The organism is Haloarchaeobius caseinilyticus, assembly GCF_051207395.1.
GTDB lineage: Archaea > Halobacteriota > Halobacteria > Halobacteriales > Natrialbaceae > Haloarchaeobius.
In genome coordinates this window covers 1-15,956 of record NZ_JBPJZC010000001.1, presented here as the reverse complement: position 1 = coordinate 15,956, position 15,956 = coordinate 1, and the positions used below count along the sequence as shown (strand labels likewise).

18 protein-coding genes and 1 rRNA gene are annotated in these 15,956 nt (G+C 63.5%); 8 read left to right on the top strand and 11 right to left on the bottom strand.

Annotated features, from left to right (window positions below; translation table 11 throughout):
- Nucleotides 1–43: 43 nt before the first annotated feature.
- Nucleotides 44–268, bottom strand: a complete 225-nt coding sequence (locus ACSC1P_RS00095) for a DUF7123 family protein (RefSeq protein WP_435358088.1) — start codon at nt 266–268, stop codon at nt 44–46.
- A gap of 61 nt (nt 269–329) precedes the next feature.
- Nucleotides 330–548: a DUF7525 family protein gene (locus ACSC1P_RS00090; protein WP_435358087.1), complete on the bottom strand. Its 219-nt coding sequence runs from the start codon at nt 546–548 to the stop codon at nt 330–332.
- A gap of 174 nt (nt 549–722) precedes the next feature.
- On the opposite strand from ACSC1P_RS00090, the gene ACSC1P_RS00085 reads away from it, so the two are divergent.
- The 3 genes from ACSC1P_RS00085 (at nt 723) to ACSC1P_RS00075 (ending at nt 3,188) form a co-directional block, all read left to right on the top strand.
- Nucleotides 723–2,009, top strand: a complete 1,287-nt coding sequence (locus tag ACSC1P_RS00085) for an LEA/WHy family protein (RefSeq protein WP_435358086.1) — start codon at nt 723–725, stop codon at nt 2,007–2,009.
- 52 nt (nt 2,010–2,061) lie between these two features.
- Nucleotides 2,062–2,523, top strand: coding sequence for a DUF7528 family protein (locus tag ACSC1P_RS00080; RefSeq protein ID WP_435360245.1), 462 nt, complete (start codon nt 2,062–2,064; stop codon nt 2,521–2,523).
- A gap of 221 nt (nt 2,524–2,744) precedes the next feature.
- On the top strand, nt 2,745–3,188 hold the full coding sequence (locus tag ACSC1P_RS00075) for a DUF7528 family protein (protein WP_435360244.1): 444 nt from the start codon (nt 2,745–2,747) through the stop codon (nt 3,186–3,188).
- A 59-nt stretch (nt 3,189–3,247) separates the two neighbouring features.
- On the opposite strand, the gene ACSC1P_RS00070 is transcribed toward ACSC1P_RS00075, so the two are convergent.
- Nucleotides 3,248–4,279, bottom strand: a complete 1,032-nt coding sequence (locus ACSC1P_RS00070; protein ID WP_435358085.1) for a PhoU domain-containing protein — start codon at nt 4,277–4,279, stop codon at nt 3,248–3,250.
- Nucleotides 4,280–4,402: 123 nt separating this feature from the next.
- Entirely contained in the window at nt 4,403–5,485 is a 1,083-nt protein-coding gene (locus ACSC1P_RS00065; RefSeq protein ID WP_435358084.1) for an ATP-NAD kinase family protein, read from the bottom strand.
- 280 nt (nt 5,486–5,765) lie between these two features.
- On the opposite strand from ACSC1P_RS00065, the gene ACSC1P_RS00060 reads away from it, so the two are divergent.
- Complete coding sequence (locus ACSC1P_RS00060) at nt 5,766–6,296, top strand: ester cyclase (RefSeq protein WP_435358083.1); 531 nt, start codon at nt 5,766–5,768, stop codon at nt 6,294–6,296.
- A 35-nt stretch (nt 6,297–6,331) separates the two neighbouring features.
- Here ACSC1P_RS00060 and ACSC1P_RS00055 read toward each other — a convergent pair whose 3' ends face one another.
- The 5 genes from ACSC1P_RS00055 to ACSC1P_RS00035 form a co-directional block, all read right to left on the bottom strand.
- A complete protein-coding gene (locus ACSC1P_RS00055; protein ID WP_435358082.1) occupies nt 6,332–7,024 on the bottom strand; it encodes a competence/damage-inducible protein A in 693 nt (230 codons plus the stop codon).
- Nucleotides 7,025–7,082: 58 nt separating this feature from the next.
- Nucleotides 7,083–7,910, bottom strand: a complete 828-nt coding sequence (locus ACSC1P_RS00050; protein WP_435358081.1) for a DUF5803 family protein — start codon at nt 7,908–7,910, stop codon at nt 7,083–7,085.
- 4 nt (nt 7,911–7,914) lie between these two features.
- Nucleotides 7,915–8,580, bottom strand: coding sequence for a DUF2110 family protein (locus tag ACSC1P_RS00045; RefSeq protein ID WP_435358080.1), 666 nt, complete (start codon nt 8,578–8,580; stop codon nt 7,915–7,917).
- Nucleotides 8,580–9,116, bottom strand: coding sequence for a transcription factor (locus tag ACSC1P_RS00040; RefSeq protein WP_435358079.1), 537 nt, complete (start codon nt 9,114–9,116; stop codon nt 8,580–8,582). The genes ACSC1P_RS00045 and ACSC1P_RS00040 overlap by 1 nt, the downstream gene beginning before the upstream one ends.
- A 338-nt stretch (nt 9,117–9,454) precedes the next feature.
- The gene (locus tag ACSC1P_RS00035) at nt 9,455–10,054 is read right to left on the bottom strand and encodes a tRNA (cytidine(56)-2'-O)-methyltransferase (RefSeq protein WP_435358078.1); all 600 of its coding nucleotides are present in this window, start codon (nt 10,052–10,054) and stop codon (nt 9,455–9,457) included.
- Between the two features lie 80 nt (nt 10,055–10,134).
- Here ACSC1P_RS00035 and ACSC1P_RS00030 point away from each other — a divergent pair, with 80 nt between their 5' ends.
- Genes ACSC1P_RS00030 through ACSC1P_RS00020 form a run of 3 tightly spaced genes read left to right on the top strand, consistent with a single transcriptional unit; the run spans nt 10,135 to nt 12,728 of the window.
- The gene (locus ACSC1P_RS00030; RefSeq protein WP_435358077.1) at nt 10,135–11,196 is read left to right on the top strand and encodes a class I SAM-dependent methyltransferase; all 1,062 of its coding nucleotides are present in this window, start codon (nt 10,135–10,137) and stop codon (nt 11,194–11,196) included.
- A 41-nt stretch (nt 11,197–11,237) separates the two neighbouring features.
- Nucleotides 11,238–12,182, top strand: coding sequence for an NAD-dependent epimerase/dehydratase family protein (locus tag ACSC1P_RS00025; protein ID WP_435358076.1), 945 nt, complete (start codon nt 11,238–11,240; stop codon nt 12,180–12,182).
- Between the two features lie 3 nt (nt 12,183–12,185).
- Nucleotides 12,186–12,728 carry a GNAT family N-acetyltransferase gene (locus ACSC1P_RS00020; RefSeq protein ID WP_435358075.1) on the top strand — a complete coding sequence of 181 codons (543 nt, stop codon included), beginning with the start codon at nt 12,186–12,188 and terminating at the stop codon, nt 12,726–12,728.
- A gap of 24 nt (nt 12,729–12,752) precedes the next feature.
- Here ACSC1P_RS00020 and ACSC1P_RS00015 read toward each other — a convergent pair whose 3' ends face one another.
- Both ACSC1P_RS00015 and ACSC1P_RS00010 read right to left on the bottom strand, forming a co-directional pair.
- Complete coding sequence (locus tag ACSC1P_RS00015) at nt 12,753–13,943, bottom strand: S8 family peptidase (protein WP_435358074.1); 1,191 nt, start codon at nt 13,941–13,943, stop codon at nt 12,753–12,755.
- Nucleotides 13,944–14,193: 250 nt separating this feature from the next.
- Nucleotides 14,194–15,372, bottom strand: a complete 1,179-nt coding sequence (locus tag ACSC1P_RS00010; protein ID WP_435358073.1) for a S8 family peptidase — start codon at nt 15,370–15,372, stop codon at nt 14,194–14,196.
- A 471-nt stretch (nt 15,373–15,843) separates the two neighbouring features.
- Between ACSC1P_RS00010 and ACSC1P_RS00005 the strand changes: the two genes are divergently transcribed.
- Nucleotides 15,844–15,956 (top strand): 16S ribosomal RNA (locus tag ACSC1P_RS00005); the annotation flags it as partial.

Genomic DNA, 15,956 nt, shown 5'->3' with positions numbered 1-15,956 from the left:
CTGGTGGCTATATCGGTAAAAACGTCGTGGAAGCGGTCGGAGATTAGCTGAGCGTGACCTTCCAAGTGGTCGACCGAGAGCGGCCCCACTTCTCGATGTCCACGTCCTCTGACTTCTCGGCGAGGCGTGGGAGTCGGGAGCCGACCTGTTTCGAGGAGAGGTCGAGCGCAGCCGCGATATTCTTCGCGCGGAAGTACTGCTCCCCCTTCGAAACGCTGTCACGGAGGTACGCGAGTATTCGGACCTCCTCTTCGGAGTAATCGCTCATCGTCTAGCCCAATATACGTGATTCACGCTAATAACGATTTTTGCTCACAGGTACGGCTAGCTCAGATCTCGAACCACTGAATGGCGAAGACCGAGAGCATGGCGAAGACGCACGCTGCAGCGAACGCGAACGCGCCTGCCTGCTGCGCACTGGAGCCGCTCGCAGAGAGTGCTTCGATGCCGAACGTGACCATCCCGGCAGCGCTCAGTAGGGTCGCGGCCGCGAAGACGAGGCCGAGGCCGATTCCCTTGTCCGAGGCGTCGGTGGGTGTGGCAGTCATGCCCGACGTTTTCCGGGGAAGGGCCTTAGTTCTCACTGTCCGGCCCGGTGAGTGCGACGGCGAAGAATACGGCGACGAGACTGGCCGCCGAGGCGGGTCGACCCCGATGAAAGTCATGATACCAATACAGTTTGCATCACCTCTTTTAGTGTTGAACATCCTGGGGGCAACCGAATGACAGCAGGCACCGACGGCTCGGGAGTGTCGGGTGGTGACGACGATGGACTCGACGTACGTACAGCGCTGTTCGGCAGCAAGCGCCGGATATTCGGTGTGGGGCTCCTCTCGCTGGTGGTCGCACTCGTGCTGGTCGTCTCGGTTCTCGGCGTGGGGCTCCCGTCTGTCTCGGGCGTCGAGAACCGCTTCGACGGTGCGAACAACACGACGACGGTCATCGTCTCCGACCTCAACGTCTCGAACCCGAACCCCATCGGCTCGAAGTTTCTCGACGCATCGGCAGAGTACGAGGTCACGATGAACGGCGTCGCGATGGCGAACGGGACGAAAGAGCGCATCGACACGCCGCCCGGACAGTCGACGGTGACGATGCGAACCAACCTCCAAAATGACCGTATCCCGAAGTGGTGGGTCACCCACGTCCGGAACGACGAGCAGACGACCGTCCGTATCGACGCGTCGCTCGACTCCGGGCTCATCGACCAGTCGTTCCCCGTCACGCAGACCCAGAACGTCCAGACCGACATGCTCTCGTCGTTCAACTCGACGGAGACTCGCGAGGTGAACGCCAACCGAGCGTTCGTCTCCGACCCGGTACTGTACGTCAACGAGACGGGCGCGCAGTGGGGGAACGTCACCGCCGAGGAGACGCCCATCGTCCTCGACTTCTACGTGTACAACCCGAAGCCGTACCCGATTCCCATCTCCGAAATCGGCTACGACATCACGATGAACGACGTGTCGGTCGGGCAGGGGACGAACACGAAAGAGCACGTCCTCGCCTCGGGCGCGGTCACGCAGGTCCGGACCGTCACCACCGTCGACAACGACAAACTCGACGACTGGTGGGCGTCCCACATCCAGAACAACCAGGTAACGCAGGTTCGAATCAACTTCGACGCGAAGGTCGACGTCGCCGGCACGTCGTTCTCGGTCCCGATGGACCGTTTCACCTACGAAGAGACCATCGAAACCGACATCTTCGGCACGAAGGACCAGCCTCGGTCCGGCGGGGCGAACGAGTCTGAGACGACTACCGCTGCCGGTGACGATGGCGCTGGCGACGACGGAGCCAGTGCGGGTACCGACGACAGCGCCGACGCCGGTACCGATGACGCTGGCACCGCGACGGATGGGTCGAACACGGCCACAGGCCCGACGACCACGACTGCGAGCGGAACCGGCGACGACAGCGGCGACGAGGGAACGACTACGACCGACGATGGGTTACTGGCGATAGGTGTCGCCGGCGATAGCCTTAACTGGCGCGCTGACACACAGTGAGACATGAACCGGAGTACCCAGTCTCCTGGTCGAGTTCTCCGACGGTGATGAGATTTCCGTCACCGCGGACTGTGAATCGATAATCGTCTCTTTCGGTGATTCAGCACGAACCCTGAGCAGACGCGAGGCCGTCGCCCTACAAGAGCAGATCGGTGACGCCCTCGTCGAGCGACGTGAGTTCTTCCGAACTGCCGGGGTCTACCGCGAGGACGGCTCCTACGAAGTGACGCGCCGCGGGGCTGATTCCGCGGGCAACGCGAAGGTGTTCGACAGCTTCGACGCCGTGCGTCGGCTGTACGACCGCTTGCCCGACGAGTTCGGGGCCGACGCGGTCGGCCGGACGGGCATCACCGGCTCGCGCCGGCACATGCTCGTTCGTCACTTCGCCGAGCATCCAACCTTCGACTGCGAGATAACCAGTCGGAGCCCACTGACCGTCGCAAAGCGGTCCGAGGCCGAGGAACGCAACGCGACGAGCACGACAGAGTCGGAGGTGTCTGCGTCTGCGGACTGAGGTCACCCCCGGCTGGCCGCCGCACGACGCGGACCGCGCCGAACCGCTGCTTCGGGGCGTCGACCTGTCACCCCGGTAGCTTTATGGGGGAGGTCTGAAAATCTCGACTCGTATGACACGGAGTACCCAGTCTCCTGATCGAGTTTTCCGACGGTGACGAGAGTACCGCGACCGCTAATGGCGAGTCGATAGTCGTCCGACTGGACGGCAGTGCACACACACTGGATAGACGGACAGCCGTCGAGCTACGTGACCAGTTGGCCGACGCGCTCACCGAGCGCCGCGAGTTCCTTCGAACTGCGGGGGTCTATCGCGAGGACGGCTCGTACGAGGTGACCCGACGCATGGCCGATTCTACGGGCAACTCGAAGGTGTTCGAACGCTTCGAGCACGTCCGCCGTCTGTACGACCGTCTCCCCGACGAAATCGGTGCGGAGACCGTCGGGAAGACGGGCATCACTGGTTCGCGCCGACACGCACTCGTCTGGCACTTCGTCGAACATCCCGCGTTCGACTGCGAACTGACCAGTCGGAGTCCACTGCTCGCCGAGAAGTGCGGCGACGACGCCGGCGAGTCCGCGCGAACCGAGGAGTCCGGCGAAAATCGGTCTGCGAGCGTCGACAAGGCACAGACTGACAGCCGTCCAGAGGTGGGTGCGGACTGAGTCGTAGACGAACGCTCGACCAAATCACACAGAAAAACAGCGTAGACCGCCAGCCCGACTCAGTTGATGGTCGTGTGTTCGGACTCCTCGTTCAGCGCGAGGTTGACCGCGATTTCGGCGTTCCGCATCGCGTACTGGGCGGTCTGCTGGAGGCTGACGAGCAGTTCGCGGACCTGCAGCAGGTCCTCGTTGTCCATCTCGGGGAGGTCGTTCAGAATCTCCTTCTCGCGGTCGCCGATCTCGTGGAACAGCGCGCGGACCTCGATGGTCTTGTCGTAGTCGCGGGTGACCGCGGATTCGACGGCGAGTTGTGTGATTTCGTCGACTTGCTCCGTGAACTCGCGGATGCGTCGCATCGTCCCGGAGTCGACGGCGAGCGAGTGGCCCTCGGCTTCGAGGACGATTTCCGCGATGTCCTCGGCGTTGTCCGCGGTGAGTTCGAGGTTCTTCGCGATGGAGCGGTAGCCGATGAGCGGGAAGCCCGAGTCCAGCCCGACAGCGCGTGCGAGGTTCGGGTTCTGGTAGGCAGTGAAGATGAGTCGCAGCATCAGGACGAAGATCTTGTTCGCCTGTCGCTCGCGGTTCAGGGCTCGCTGGGCGAGGTCGGGGTTGCCGTGGGCGAGTGCCTTGATGGCCTCGCCACGCATCGTGCTGCCCGTCGATTCGAGACGCTCCAGCAGATTGTCGAGCGTGAAGTCCTCGGGGTCGACCGAACAGCGAATCGCGATGCTCTCGGGCGTCTCTTCGATGACGCCGAGGCCCATCAGTTGTGTCTCTGCCCGGTAGACTGCGTTGATGTGGTCCGAGGGGAGTGTTCCGTCTGCGTGTTCGACGCGGATGACGCGTCGTCCGAGGACGTACTGTGCGACGATAGCGCGCTCGACTGCGTCGGCGTCTAAATTGTCGGCGTGGATAATCGCCTCTGACTCTTCCGCACTCGCCGACTCCGACATGACCGTCAGGGTGCCTTTACCGCCGAGTCGCAGCGACACCTCGTCGCCCTTCTCGACGTTGTGTTCCTTCGCCCACTCGGCGGGAAGCGTCATCGCCAGCGTGGACGGCCCAAGACGTTGCACCTTACGTGTCTCCATGCCCCGACGTAGCCAGAGCAAGACCTTATATCTGACTGTGTGTTCCTTATATTCTGCCGTACTGGGTAATACGCAAATTTAATAGATTAGGTTGTTGGCAACAGTTGCCGACTGGCGGTCGACCTACACGACCTTCAGCAGTCGGTGCTCGTATCGGCCGACGCGGACCTTCTGCCAGCCGCGGAGCGAGTCGTCAACCTCGGAGTCGTCGGTGTCGACGCGCAACACGCCGATGTCGTCGAGTTTGCTCCGAGAGGCGACGACCGTCACGGTCGACTGGCGGATGACGTCGGGCGAAATCTGGTGGTTGCCCCGGCCGAAGACGAAGCCCTGGCCGCCGATGGGCGAGACGACGATTTCGTTCCGGTCGCCGAGTTCGGCCAGAATCTCGGCTTCGGTCCCGTCCGAGACGAGGACCTCACCGTCGCGCCACACGTCGACGCCGAGCGGCGATGGTTCGAAGCCGAGCGCGCGTTTGATGGCACCGACCGTGCTGCCCGGGCCGAGGACGTAGGTCGTCTCGGGGTCCACATCGTCGGCGAAGCCCTCGGCCAGTGACTCGACGGTACCACCACCGACCTGCTTCGAAGACTGGACGCCGTCGGCGACGGGGACCCGGACGACGGCTTTCAACTCAGTGTGGACCTCGCCACTGCGGTAGGCGTCCTCGTCGATGTCGTTGACCTCACGTTCTTCGACTCGGTCGAAAGTGGCTGCGATCCGGCCCGCGTCGCGTGGCGTCACGCCGAACACGGACGAGTAGATTTTCACGCCGGCGGGCACACCGAGCATCGGGACCTCGCTGTCGGCTGCTTCCAGTGCTTCGGCCACGTCGACGGCGGTGCCGTCACCACCGACGAACAGCACGAGGTCGATGTCGTGGTCGAGGAAGGCGGTGACCGCTGCTCGGGTGTCTGCTGCGCTCGTCTCCGTCGCGGCTTGGTCGGACGACGTGGCCGGCACGTCGACGACGACGGGGTCGAGTTCGGCGACGCGAGCCTCGTCTTCACCCATCGCACCGCGTGGCGTGTAGACAGTCAGGTCACTCGCGTGGGCCGCCAGCGCGGTGAGTGCGTCGGTCGCACGCTCCGGTGCGCGTGGCTCTGCACCACGCTCGCGGGCCTGTTCTACCTTCCCGTCGGTGCCCTTCAGGCCGACCCTGCCGCCCATGCCGGCGATGGGATTGACGACGACCCCGATTCGCATACTCGTGCTTCCCCCCTCGCGTGGAAAAAGGGCGCGTTTCCGGCCATCGACAGCCACGAACGGCCGTCGGTCCGCGCGGATGTGAACGTTTAAGCCACCGCGGACGGAACCGCCCCGATATGAACGTCGTACTCGCAGAATCCGTCTCCCCGCTGCCGTTCGAGGGCACGGGCTGGGTCGTGCTGGTCGCAAGTCTCCTCATCACCGTCGGCTGGCTGTACCACATCTACACGAACTGACCCGACGGAACCGCTATCCTTGCCGGTCGCGTACCGTCCGCATGAGTTCCGAGCTACGCGTCGGCGACCGCTCAGAGACAGTGGCGAACCGAATTCTGGCCCGTCGCGCCATCGAGGACGTCTTCGGCGGGGGCACCGTCGACGCCATCCCAGACGTGTTCGCACCGGATGCCGTGTTACACCTCTCGCACTGGGGGACGATGGTCAAAGGGCGCAACGCGCTCGAACGACACGTGAACCGACAGCACGAGATATTCTCAGAGTGCGATGCGACCGTCGAGTCGCTGCTGACTGACGGCGACCAGGTCGTCGCACAGTGTACGGTTCGTGGTCGACACACCGGCACCCTCCCGATACCGGGGTACGGGACGTTCCCCGCGACGAACAACCGATTCACCGCACCGGTCGTGTACCGCTTCCGTATCGAAGACGGTCGAATCGTGGAGGCGTGGCGCTACGAAGACGCGCTGCGTGTCGCAGAACAACTCGGACTGGTCGACCGCTCGCCACGTGAGCGTCTCCAGGCGTTCGGGAAACTACTCAAAGAACGAGTCTTCCAGCGCGCAGGCTGAGTTCGCCGTACAACTGACTTTTCGCTGGCTCCCGGTCAGTCCATCGCCACGTCGACACGCTCGCGGAGCCACGCGGCTGCGGCGTCGACTTCCTCAGCGTCTTCGCCCGAGAGTTTGATGCGGACGTTCTCGCCGGGGTAGCTGCCGACTGTCACGTCGAAGGTCTCGCGCAAGTCCGACAGTCGTCCGACCAGTGCCGACTCCGGTTCTGCGACAGTAACCGTCTCGACGTGCTGGACCGTTCCGGCGAACTCCTCGGCGACGCCCTCGAACATCGCCTTCATCTCGGTCGGGACGCCCGGGAAGACGTACACCGACTCGACGACACAGCCCGGGGCGACGCCCTCGTCGTTGTGGAGGACGCGAGCCTCGGCTGGCAGGTGTGTCGTCCCCTCCGAGAGGTCCTCGGCCGAGTACCCCCCGTGGTTGGTGAGCCAGGCCTCTGCTTCCTCGTTTCGTTCGAGGTCTCGCCCGAAGGCGGCGGCGACGCCCGCCATCGTCACGTCGTCGTGCGTGGGGCCGAGGCCACCGGTCACGAGGACTGCGTCGAACGCGGCGTGGCTCTCGTTGACGAGTTCGGCGATGACGCTCACGTCGTCCGGAATCGTGAACACGCGCTCGACGCTGACGCCACGCTCGGTCAACTGACGACAGAGCCACGTCGCGTTCGTGTTCTCTGTGTCGCCACTGAGGAGTTCGTCTCCGACGGTCACGACGGCTACCTGCATGGCTACACGTTGGTGGTGCGTGGTAAAAAGCGACAGCCAGGCGGCGAAAGACTACCCGTTATCGGTCGTCGCCGTCGTCGACATCGATGGTCGTCCCGAGGTCCTCCCGGAGCGAGGTGAGTTCCTGAATGCGATACCGGTAGTACGCCAGCCCGACAATGGTGGCCAACCCGAGGACACCGACTGCACCGATGAACAGGTAGAAGTCACGCTGGAGGTAGTACTTGACCGAAATGGTGCTGTCGAGTTCGTCCCACTGGATGTGGACTCGCCCGTCTTCGATGGTCGGCGACTGACTCGCCCCCGGTGAGATGCGACCGAAGAGGAAGAAGTCGGTGCGCATCCCTTTCGGGAGGACGACCTCGTACGAGCCCTCCATGTAGTTCGGCAGATAGAAACTCTTGGGCTCGGCCGAGGCACTGAACGCGATGGTTCCGTTGGTCGTCCCGTTCGCGCTCTTGGGAAGTTCGACGTGCGTCCGGTAGTTCGTCTCGTAGACGTTCAACTCGGAGCCGTTCACGACGGTCCCGTTCGGGTAGCGAAAGCGAAGCGCCCAGATGTCGAGCGGGTCTTCGTTGCTGATGCCGCGAACCCACATCTCGAAGTCCTCCTCCGAGTAGTTGTCGAGGTGGTACACAGCGTGGTAGGACTCGCCGGTGACGTTGACGTACACGTCGGTCGTGTCCGACGAATTGACCGGTCTCGGCTGTGCGGGCGCGCCGTCGGTTCCGTTCGTCGTCTCCCAACTCGGTACCTCGTCCCAGTCGTAGTCCGCCTCTTGGTCGAGGCGCTCGTCGGAGACGCCGCCACCGAACAGCCCAGTACAGCCGGCGCTCGCAGCCAGCAAGACGACCAGTGCCGCGCCGAGAAGCAGTCGTCGATTCATGGGCCTACGGGACGACGCACTTCAGTTCGGCTGGGAGGTAGCCGCCGATGCTGGAGAGCAGCCCCGGCGGGTCGGTGTCTTCGGGGCAGATGATGGACTGTTCGAGGAGTCCGAGTCGCTCGACGGTGACGATGTCGCGGGCGTGACCGGCCCGGTTGACCGTCGCGCGGACCTCGCCGCGGGTCGCACTGTTGACGTTGACGCGGCCGTCGCCTCGCTGCCACTCGAACAGGCGGTCGCGCTCTTCGTCGGCGAGTCGCGGCGTGTCGCCGTAGACGAACTTCATGGGCAGGTGCTGGACCAGCCCGAAGCGGTCGCGAATCTGTTCCGGGGAACCCGGACCGAGGCCGAGTTCGCTCGCGGGGATGCGGACCTCCTGTCCGGCGTCGAGGACGAAGCCCTCGTCGCTCCACGATTCGAGTGTGCCGACGTACGTCTCGCCGTCTTCGAGTTGCGGGACGATTTCGCCCCACTCCTCGCGCAGGACGTTCCGCGCCACGACCTCGTCGGGGCCGGAGAGCGTCACGCTCGGGAAGTTGTCTGTCCGTAAGCCGACCTCCACGTCGACGTCGAGGTCGCCGACCGCGTTGTCGACGAGCGAACGAAGTCCGTCCATGGCGCGGTCGTGAGCGTCACCAGTGACGTACACTTTGGTTGCGAGGACGACCATTACGCGCTGTGTCCCGGTGTTGTGTCCACGTTCAGTTCGTCGCGCAGGGCGGCGATTCGGTCCTCCATCGCCTGCACGAGACGCTGGTTGTCCATCGACTCGAGCGGCGACCCACACTCGGGGCACTCGAAGCCGAAGTCCATCGCTTCGCCGAACTCGAAACGGATGGAACAGACCTCACAGAGGTAGAACTCGTGGTCTCGTTCGTAGCCGTTGCGCTCGTCGAGCGCGTCGAGCAGGCGATACATCTCTTCTTCCAGGTTCTCCGGGATGTTCTCGTACTGGAACGTCCAGAGGTAGGTGAGCCAGCCGGAGTCCTCGTCACGAAGTCGGCGGTACGTCGCCAGGTCGTTCTCGTACAGGATGAACAGCGCCCGGCGCACGTCGTTGAGTTCGAGGTCCAGCTCCTCGGCGAGTTCTTCGTCCGTGACCTCGCCGTCCGGTGGGGCAGCAGCCACAGGCATGCCCTTCGGACCGACCAGTTCGTGGAGATATTTTTGGATGACGGGGTCTTCGAGCAGTCCCTCAAAAGCCATTACGTCGATGTGGGGGCCGTATCGCCATTAAGTCTTGTCACTCGTGGTTCTCCGAGTCACTGCTCTCACTGGTAGTACCACCGTTTTTGCTGTCATCGTCGGCACTGTCAGGTTCGAGAAGAAGTTCCCGAATCACGACGGTACATGACCGCACCGCCCCGCAACGCAGCCACACCCTCCCCAACCGATTGCGTGCTTCCCTCCGTTTCGCTATCGCTCCACTCCGGTCCAGTACTCATCCCTCGCGCGGCTACGACTCGCGGTCTCACTCTCGCTCGACACGCTCGCCAGCGCGCGCCAGAGTGTTCGTCGAGAACCCTGTCGCCGCCAGTTGCGTCTTACTCCTCGTCCGCGGGAACGACCTTCTTCCCGGTCGCCATCGGGATGACGCGGTTCTGCGCGTCTTCCCACTCGCGGTCGAGTTCGCGGCCGTCGAACAGGCGGTCGAGGAAGACGGCGAGGCCGGCCACCTCGGAGTGTGGCTGGTTCGTCACGCCGACGTTCCAGTCGGCTTTTTCGTAGATGTCGAACGAGACCTTCTCGGAGCCGACGACGACGAGGAGGGGCTGGCCGTCGGTGTCGGCTTCGCTGGTTTCGTCATCGTTGTCATCGGCATCGTCGTCGGTGCCCTGCCACGCCGCACGAATCTCTTCTTCAACGTCCTGCACGCGTTCGCCGTACATCGTGAGGTGGACTATCTTGCCGTTCCACTCGGTGACGACGCGGCTGGTCGATTCGACGAGGTCGACGGTGAACGGGCCGCCGAACCGGCCCGTGATGTCCATCACGGTCTCCTCGGACTGTCCGGCGTTGTCCGGGTACACGACCCGGTCCGCGCCGAGCGCCCGCGCCGTCAGGCCGACGTGGGTCGTCATCCGGTCGTCACGCCCCGGCCGGTGTGCCAGCCGGCAGACGGCGACCTCGGGTTCGCCTTGCATGCGAGAGCCTTGCCAGTAGAGGGGTTAGGGGGTTTCGCTTCTGCACCACTTTCTTGGCGCTTCTCCGCGAATTCGACTCGATGCCACACGTCCCCAACCTGCTGGAACGACTGTACATCCTCCGCGCGAACCGGGCACCCGGAGCCATCTACGACCTGCTCGGTGCGGGGACGCTGAAGTCGGTTGCGCTGGCGGGCGACCTCGGCGTGTTCGAAGAACTCGAACGGTCGCCGGCGAGGCCCGGGGAACTCACCGACCGACTCGACTGTCACGCCGACTCGCTGGCACTCCTCTGTGACTTCCTCGTCAAAACCGGCTACCTCGACTACGACGGCGAGACGCTCTCGCTCTCCGGGCTGAGTGAACGATGGCTCGTCGGCGAGGTCCGGCTCATCGACTGGTTCCGCTTCTGGGACCGGGTCGTCTTCCCGTTCTGGGACGACACCGCCGCCGACGTGCTCCGGACCGGCGAACCGGAGCAGACCATCTACGAGTGGCTCGGCGAGCGTGAGGACCGCTGGCCGGTCGCTCAGCGCGGATTCGAAGCGACCGCCCGCCTCGGACTCCCGTCCGTCCTCGACACTGTCGATACGACCGGTGTCGACCGACTTCTCGACGTGGGTGGGGGCCACGGTCGGTACACCATCGGATTCTGTGAGCAGAACTCGACCACGACGGCGACTATCGTCGACGACCCGGCCGCGCTTGCGGTTGCCCGGGAAAACGTCGCGGCGGCCGGTCTCAGTGACAGAGTCGAGACGCGCGGGGCCGACATCCTGTCGGACGACCTCGCAGGCGACGCGACTGCCGCCGGCGACGGGTACGACCTCGCACTGGTGTTCAACGTTGTCCACGGGTTCGACCCGGCGGAGAACCGACAGTTGTTCGACCGGGTCGCCGACGCGCTCGCCCCCGGTGGGCGTATCGCCGTCATGGAACAGTTCGAGGGAAGCGGTCCCATCGCGACCGCCCGAACGATGAACGCGTTCATCGGCCTGAATTATCGCGTGCTTCTCGGTGGGCGGGTGTACCCGTACGAGACGGTCGCGGACTGGCTCATCGATGCCGGTTTCGAAGCCCTCGAACGGTCCGACCTTCGGCGAGCACCGGGTGTCTCGCTCGTCTCTGCACGGTTGCCGTAGACACCAGAACGCACTTGGTCGCCGCCTGTGGACCCCAAACTATGGAACTCACCGACAAGCGGATTCTCGTGACCGGCGGTGCCGGTCTCGTCGGTTCGCACCTCGCCGCCCATCTCTCCGACGACAACGACGTGCTCGTCGCGGACGACCTCTCGAAAGGGACACGCGAGCGCGTCCCCGACGGCGTCGAGTTCGAGAAAGCGGACATGTGCGACCCCGAGGACGTGGCTCGCGTCGTCACCGAAGACACGGACATCGTCTTCCACTTCGCGGCCTACACCGACACGAACTACGACGACGACCGGAAGCTGTTCGAGGAGAACGGCGCGATGACGTACAACGTCCTCGAACGGATGGACGAAGTCGGCTGTGACAAACTGGCCTTTACCTCCTCTTCGACTGTCTACGGCGAGGCCCCGATGCCGACGCCCGAGGACTACGCGCCGCTCGAACCCATCAGCATCTACGGCGCGAGCAAGCTCGCCGACGAGGGAATTCTCTCCACCTACGCCCACTCCTACGGTGTTCAGACGTGGGTGTACCGCTTCGCCAACATCGTCGGGCCGAACCAGCGCGGCAACGTCGTCCCGGACTTCATCGAGAAACTGCTCGACGACCCCGAGACCCTGACCATCCTCGGCAACGGTCTACAGGAGAAGTCCTACCTCCACGTCGAGGAGTGCATCGACGCGATGTGCCACGTCGTCGAGACCGCCGAGAAGGACTTCAACGTGTACAATCTCGGGACGCGAACCACGACCTCGGTCAACACCATCGCCGACATCGTCGCCAACGAACTCGGCGTCGACCCCGAGTACGAGTACACCGGCGGCGACCGCGGCTGGACCGGCGACGTGCCGAAGATGCGCCTCTCCATCGAGAAGCTCTCCGCGCTCGGCTGGGAACCGACCCAGTCCAGCGACGAGGCGGTCCGACAGGCGGCCCGACAACTCATCGACGAACTGCGCGCCGAGTACGAGAACTGAGTCATGCCCGGTCCCGTGTTCCTCCAAGACGACCGTGTCGAACTCCGCCCCGTCGAGGACGAAGACCTCGACGACCTCCAGCGGATGCGTAACGACCCCGAAGTCAGAGTGCTGTCTGGCGGCCCGGCCGAACCGTTCGACCGCGAAGACACCGAGGGCTTTCTCGACTGGCTCCGCGCCGACGGCACCGTTGCACTCCTCGTCTGTCGTGACGGGGAGTACGTCGGGATGGTCACGCTGAAGCGCATCCAGCGCCCGAACGACACGGCCGACGCAGGCATCCACATCGTTCCCGCCGAACAGGGCAAGGGCTACGCGACGGCCGCCTGTGAACTCCTGTTCGACTACGGCTTCGACCAACTGGGTCTCCACAAGATCGGTGCCTACGCGTTCGACTTCAACGACCCGTCACAGACGCTCCTCGAAAAGCTCGGATTCACACACGAGGGGGTCCACCGCGAAGCGCGGTACGCACACGGCGAGCACCACGACATCCACTACTACGGGATGTTGGCTCGTGAGTGGCGCGCGCGCCGGGACGCCTGAAAAAACCGCATCCGCGACCGTTTTTTAGTTGTCCGACGAGTCGAGACCGAGCGAGGCGGCCACGTCGAGGAGGCCGGCACCGGATTCGTTCGCCGCGAGACCGATGTCCTCGGCAGTCGAGGCCAGCTGGTCACGCGCTTCAGTGTTCGTGTAGCCGTTGGCCATCAGCAGCCCTGCGGCACCGGCGACGTGCGGCGTCGCCATCGACGTGCCAGAGTACGTGTCGTAGTCGCCATTCGAAGCGACGGACGAGTAGATGTCCGTCCCCGGTGCGGCGATGTCGACTTCCGGTCCCTGACTGGAGAACGAGGAGAGTCCGTCCGAGTCGTTCGTCGAGGAGACGGCCATGACTTCGGGGTACGCTGCCGGGTAGCCGACACAGTCAGTACACGGACCGGAGTTCCCGGCCGCGCCGACGAGGAAGACGCCCTGGTTCACGGCGTACTGGCAGGCGTCACGAAGTGCCTGCGAGCCCGAGGACGCACCGAGGCTCATGCTGGCCACGTCCCAGCCCTGGTCACCGACGTACTCGACACCGGCCGCGATGTCGGAGAACGAGCCAGAACCACACTTGTCGAGGACCTTCACGGCGTGGAGCGTCGCCTGGGTGGAGACGCCGATGACGCCTTCAGTGTTGTTGACCGCGTTGGCGATACCCGCACAGTGCGTCCCGTGATTGTTGTCGTCGTCCCACGATTCGTAGCAGGTGTTGTCCGCCGGCTTCGCGCCGTAGCGGCAGCCACCCTTCGTGGAACACGCGACGAACGAGGTGCCCGAGCCGATGTTCGCCTGCAGGTCGGGGTGGTCCGAGTCGATACCAGTGTCGAGAATCGCGATGTCTGCGCCACTGCCCGTCTCGCCGTTCGCGTGTGCCACGTCGGCGTCGGTCCGGTCGATGCCCCACGGCTCAGTCTCTGCGAGGGCGTACATCGTGCCGTTCTCTTCGACGTAGCGGACGTTCGGGTTCCGTGCGAGCGCTTCGGCCGCCTTCATCGGCAGCTGAATGGTCGCCGCGTCGAAGTTGAATTCGCGGACGACGTCGTCGGCTGCTGTCAACGTGGCGTTGCGCCCAGCGCCACCTTCGAAGCCGACGTTTACCTCTACTTTGTCGCCCGGTTTGGCTGCACCGAGACCGATGACTCCCATGCCCACGAGAGCGCCCGAGGTTGCCTTGAGAATGTTACGTCGTGACGATTGCCTGTCGTTGTTTGACATCCATCCTTGGTGATTTGCAATGGATATTTAGTTGTTTCGTCGGTTGAGTCTCTGGAGGACAATTCAGGTGTTTTGGGGCTTCTCTGGCAGTTTTAAACGGTTATGTCTAATGGTTCTGAGCATCGGCTCTAGAAATGAACTTTGTTGACCCCCCTCACGAGTCGGCTTAACACGACTGTCCCATGCAATAGCGGCAATCTGTTCCACTTGCCGGATATCGGTACAAAAGAATCTAGTTTTTCACTGCAGTTCAGGTATCGTCGCTCGAATCGAGACCGAGTGCAGCCGCCACGTCGAGCAAGCCGTTCCCGGACTCGTTCTCGGCGAGACCGATGTCTTCAGCCGTCGAGCCGAGCGTACTCCGTGCCGAACTCGCACTCGCACCGTTCGACATCAACTGCGCGCCCGCGCCCGCGACGTGCGGGCACGCCATCGAGGTACCCGAGAACGAGGCGGTGCCGCTGGGGACCGTGGACGTGATGTTCGACCCGGGCGCGGCGATTTCGACCTCCGGCCCCTGACTGGAGAAACTGGAGAGTTCGTCGTTCTGGTTGGTCGACGAGACCGCGATGACTTCGGGATACGCTGCCGGGTAGCCGACACAGTCGGTACACGCACCGTCGTTCCCGGCCGCGGCGACGAGGAGCACGTCACGGTCGGCCGCGTACACGCACGCGTCCTTCACCATCTGCGAACTCGACCCACCGAGGCTCATGCTGGCCACGTCCCAGCCCTGGTCGGCGACGTACTCGATTCCTGCCGCGATATCAGAGTACGACCCCGACCCCGCACAGTCCAGTACTTTCACCGCGTGGAGTGTCGCTTCCGTCGAGACACCGACTACGTCTTGTGAGTTGTTGACCGCGTTGGCGATTCCCGCACAGTGGGTGCCGTGGTCGTTGTCGTCGTCCCACGGCTCGTAGCAGTCGTTGCTGTTGCCGTAGAAGTAGCACGTGAACCCGCCGTCGCCACACCCAGTAACGGCGTGTCCCTCGCCCAGGTTCGCTTGCAGGTCGGGATGGTCAGAGTCGATTCCCGTGTCGATGATGGCGATGTCAGCGCCATCGCCCGTTTCGCCGTTCGCGTGTGCCACGTCGGCGTCGACGCGTTCGACACCCCACGGCTCGGTTTGCGCGATGGCGTGCATCTCGCCGTTCTCCTCGACGTAGCGGACGTTCGGGTTCTTCTCGAGTCCCTTCAGCGCCTTCTTCGGGACGCGGATAGTCATCGCGTCGAATCCGAACTCACGAACCACTTCGTCAGCCTGTCCGCGTACCGTCGACTTCGCGCGGGCACCGCTGAAGCCGACGTTCACCTCGACCTTGTCAGTCGGGGCTGCTGAGGCGAGTCCCGTCGTTCCAGCGCCGACGAGGGCACCAGTGGTCGTCTTCAGGAGCGTACGTCTCGTGTGGTTGTTGTTGCCAACCATGGTTCTAGTGGTGACTGCCAACGGTAATTAATCTAGGGTTCGAAGAAATTCACCACAGTGTGAAGGTCTCCGCGCGTGCGCGAACAAGAATAAATAGAATAGAAGACCGAGCCGACACTGTGTGATACGTACTCCTATTGTTATTGAACGTTTATCGGTGAGAAGTCGTCTCAGAGGCCATCCGATTCGTAGGCCTTTTATATTGACCGGGTATTCGTACATAATGTGAAGGGCGCCCCGGGCGACGGGGTGCCTCGGACACACCCCAGTCGGGGTGCGTCCACCCACGTATGAGGATTCAGCCCCTGCGGTCCGCCGTCAAGACTGAATCTGATATGAGCCTTGGTGGTTCGGCGACATCCGGTCGGATGTCGTCGACCACGTACACCTCGAATACGCAATTTAGACGATTTGGTGCCACCATCATTGGTGGAACTCGCCAAGCCCCCCGGACCACTATGGTTCGGGAGCATTCCGGTTGATCCTGCCGGAGGTCATTGCTATTGGAGTTCGATTTAGCCATGCTAGTTGTACGAATTCATATTCGTAGCAGATAGCTCAGTAACACGTGGCCAAACTACCCT

Excerpts from the sequence above, each read along its gene's own strand:
- ACSC1P_RS00095 (WP_435358088.1), bottom strand. The coding sequence starts at position 268 with ATGAGCGATTACTCCGAAGAGGAGGTCCGAATACTCGCGTACCTCCGT.
- ACSC1P_RS00090 (WP_435358087.1), bottom strand. The coding sequence starts at position 548 with ATGACTGCCACACCCACCGACGCCTCGGACAAGGGAATCGGCCTCGGC.
- ACSC1P_RS00085 (WP_435358086.1), top strand. The coding sequence starts at position 723 with ATGACAGCAGGCACCGACGGCTCGGGAGTGTCGGGTGGTGACGACGAT.
- ACSC1P_RS00070 (WP_435358085.1), bottom strand. The coding sequence starts at position 4,279 with ATGGAGACACGTAAGGTGCAACGTCTTGGGCCGTCCACGCTGGCGATG.
- ACSC1P_RS00065 (WP_435358084.1), bottom strand. The coding sequence starts at position 5,485 with ATGCGAATCGGGGTCGTCGTCAATCCCATCGCCGGCATGGGCGGCAGG.
- ACSC1P_RS00060 (WP_435358083.1), top strand. The coding sequence starts at position 5,766 with ATGAGTTCCGAGCTACGCGTCGGCGACCGCTCAGAGACAGTGGCGAAC.
- ACSC1P_RS00055 (WP_435358082.1), bottom strand. The coding sequence starts at position 7,024 with ATGCAGGTAGCCGTCGTGACCGTCGGAGACGAACTCCTCAGTGGCGAC.
- ACSC1P_RS00050 (WP_435358081.1), bottom strand. The coding sequence starts at position 7,910 with ATGAATCGACGACTGCTTCTCGGCGCGGCACTGGTCGTCTTGCTGGCT.
- ACSC1P_RS00045 (WP_435358080.1), bottom strand. The coding sequence starts at position 8,580 with ATGGTCGTCCTCGCAACCAAAGTGTACGTCACTGGTGACGCTCACGAC.
- ACSC1P_RS00040 (WP_435358079.1), bottom strand. The coding sequence starts at position 9,116 with ATGGCTTTTGAGGGACTGCTCGAAGACCCCGTCATCCAAAAATATCTC.
- ACSC1P_RS00035 (WP_435358078.1), bottom strand. The coding sequence starts at position 10,054 with ATGCAAGGCGAACCCGAGGTCGCCGTCTGCCGGCTGGCACACCGGCCG.
- ACSC1P_RS00030 (WP_435358077.1), top strand. The coding sequence starts at position 10,135 with ATGCCACACGTCCCCAACCTGCTGGAACGACTGTACATCCTCCGCGCG.
- ACSC1P_RS00025 (WP_435358076.1), top strand. The coding sequence starts at position 11,238 with ATGGAACTCACCGACAAGCGGATTCTCGTGACCGGCGGTGCCGGTCTC.
- ACSC1P_RS00020 (WP_435358075.1), top strand. The coding sequence starts at position 12,186 with ATGCCCGGTCCCGTGTTCCTCCAAGACGACCGTGTCGAACTCCGCCCC.
- ACSC1P_RS00015 (WP_435358074.1), bottom strand. The coding sequence starts at position 13,943 with ATGTCAAACAACGACAGGCAATCGTCACGACGTAACATTCTCAAGGCA.
- ACSC1P_RS00010 (WP_435358073.1), bottom strand. The coding sequence starts at position 15,372 with ATGGTTGGCAACAACAACCACACGAGACGTACGCTCCTGAAGACGACC.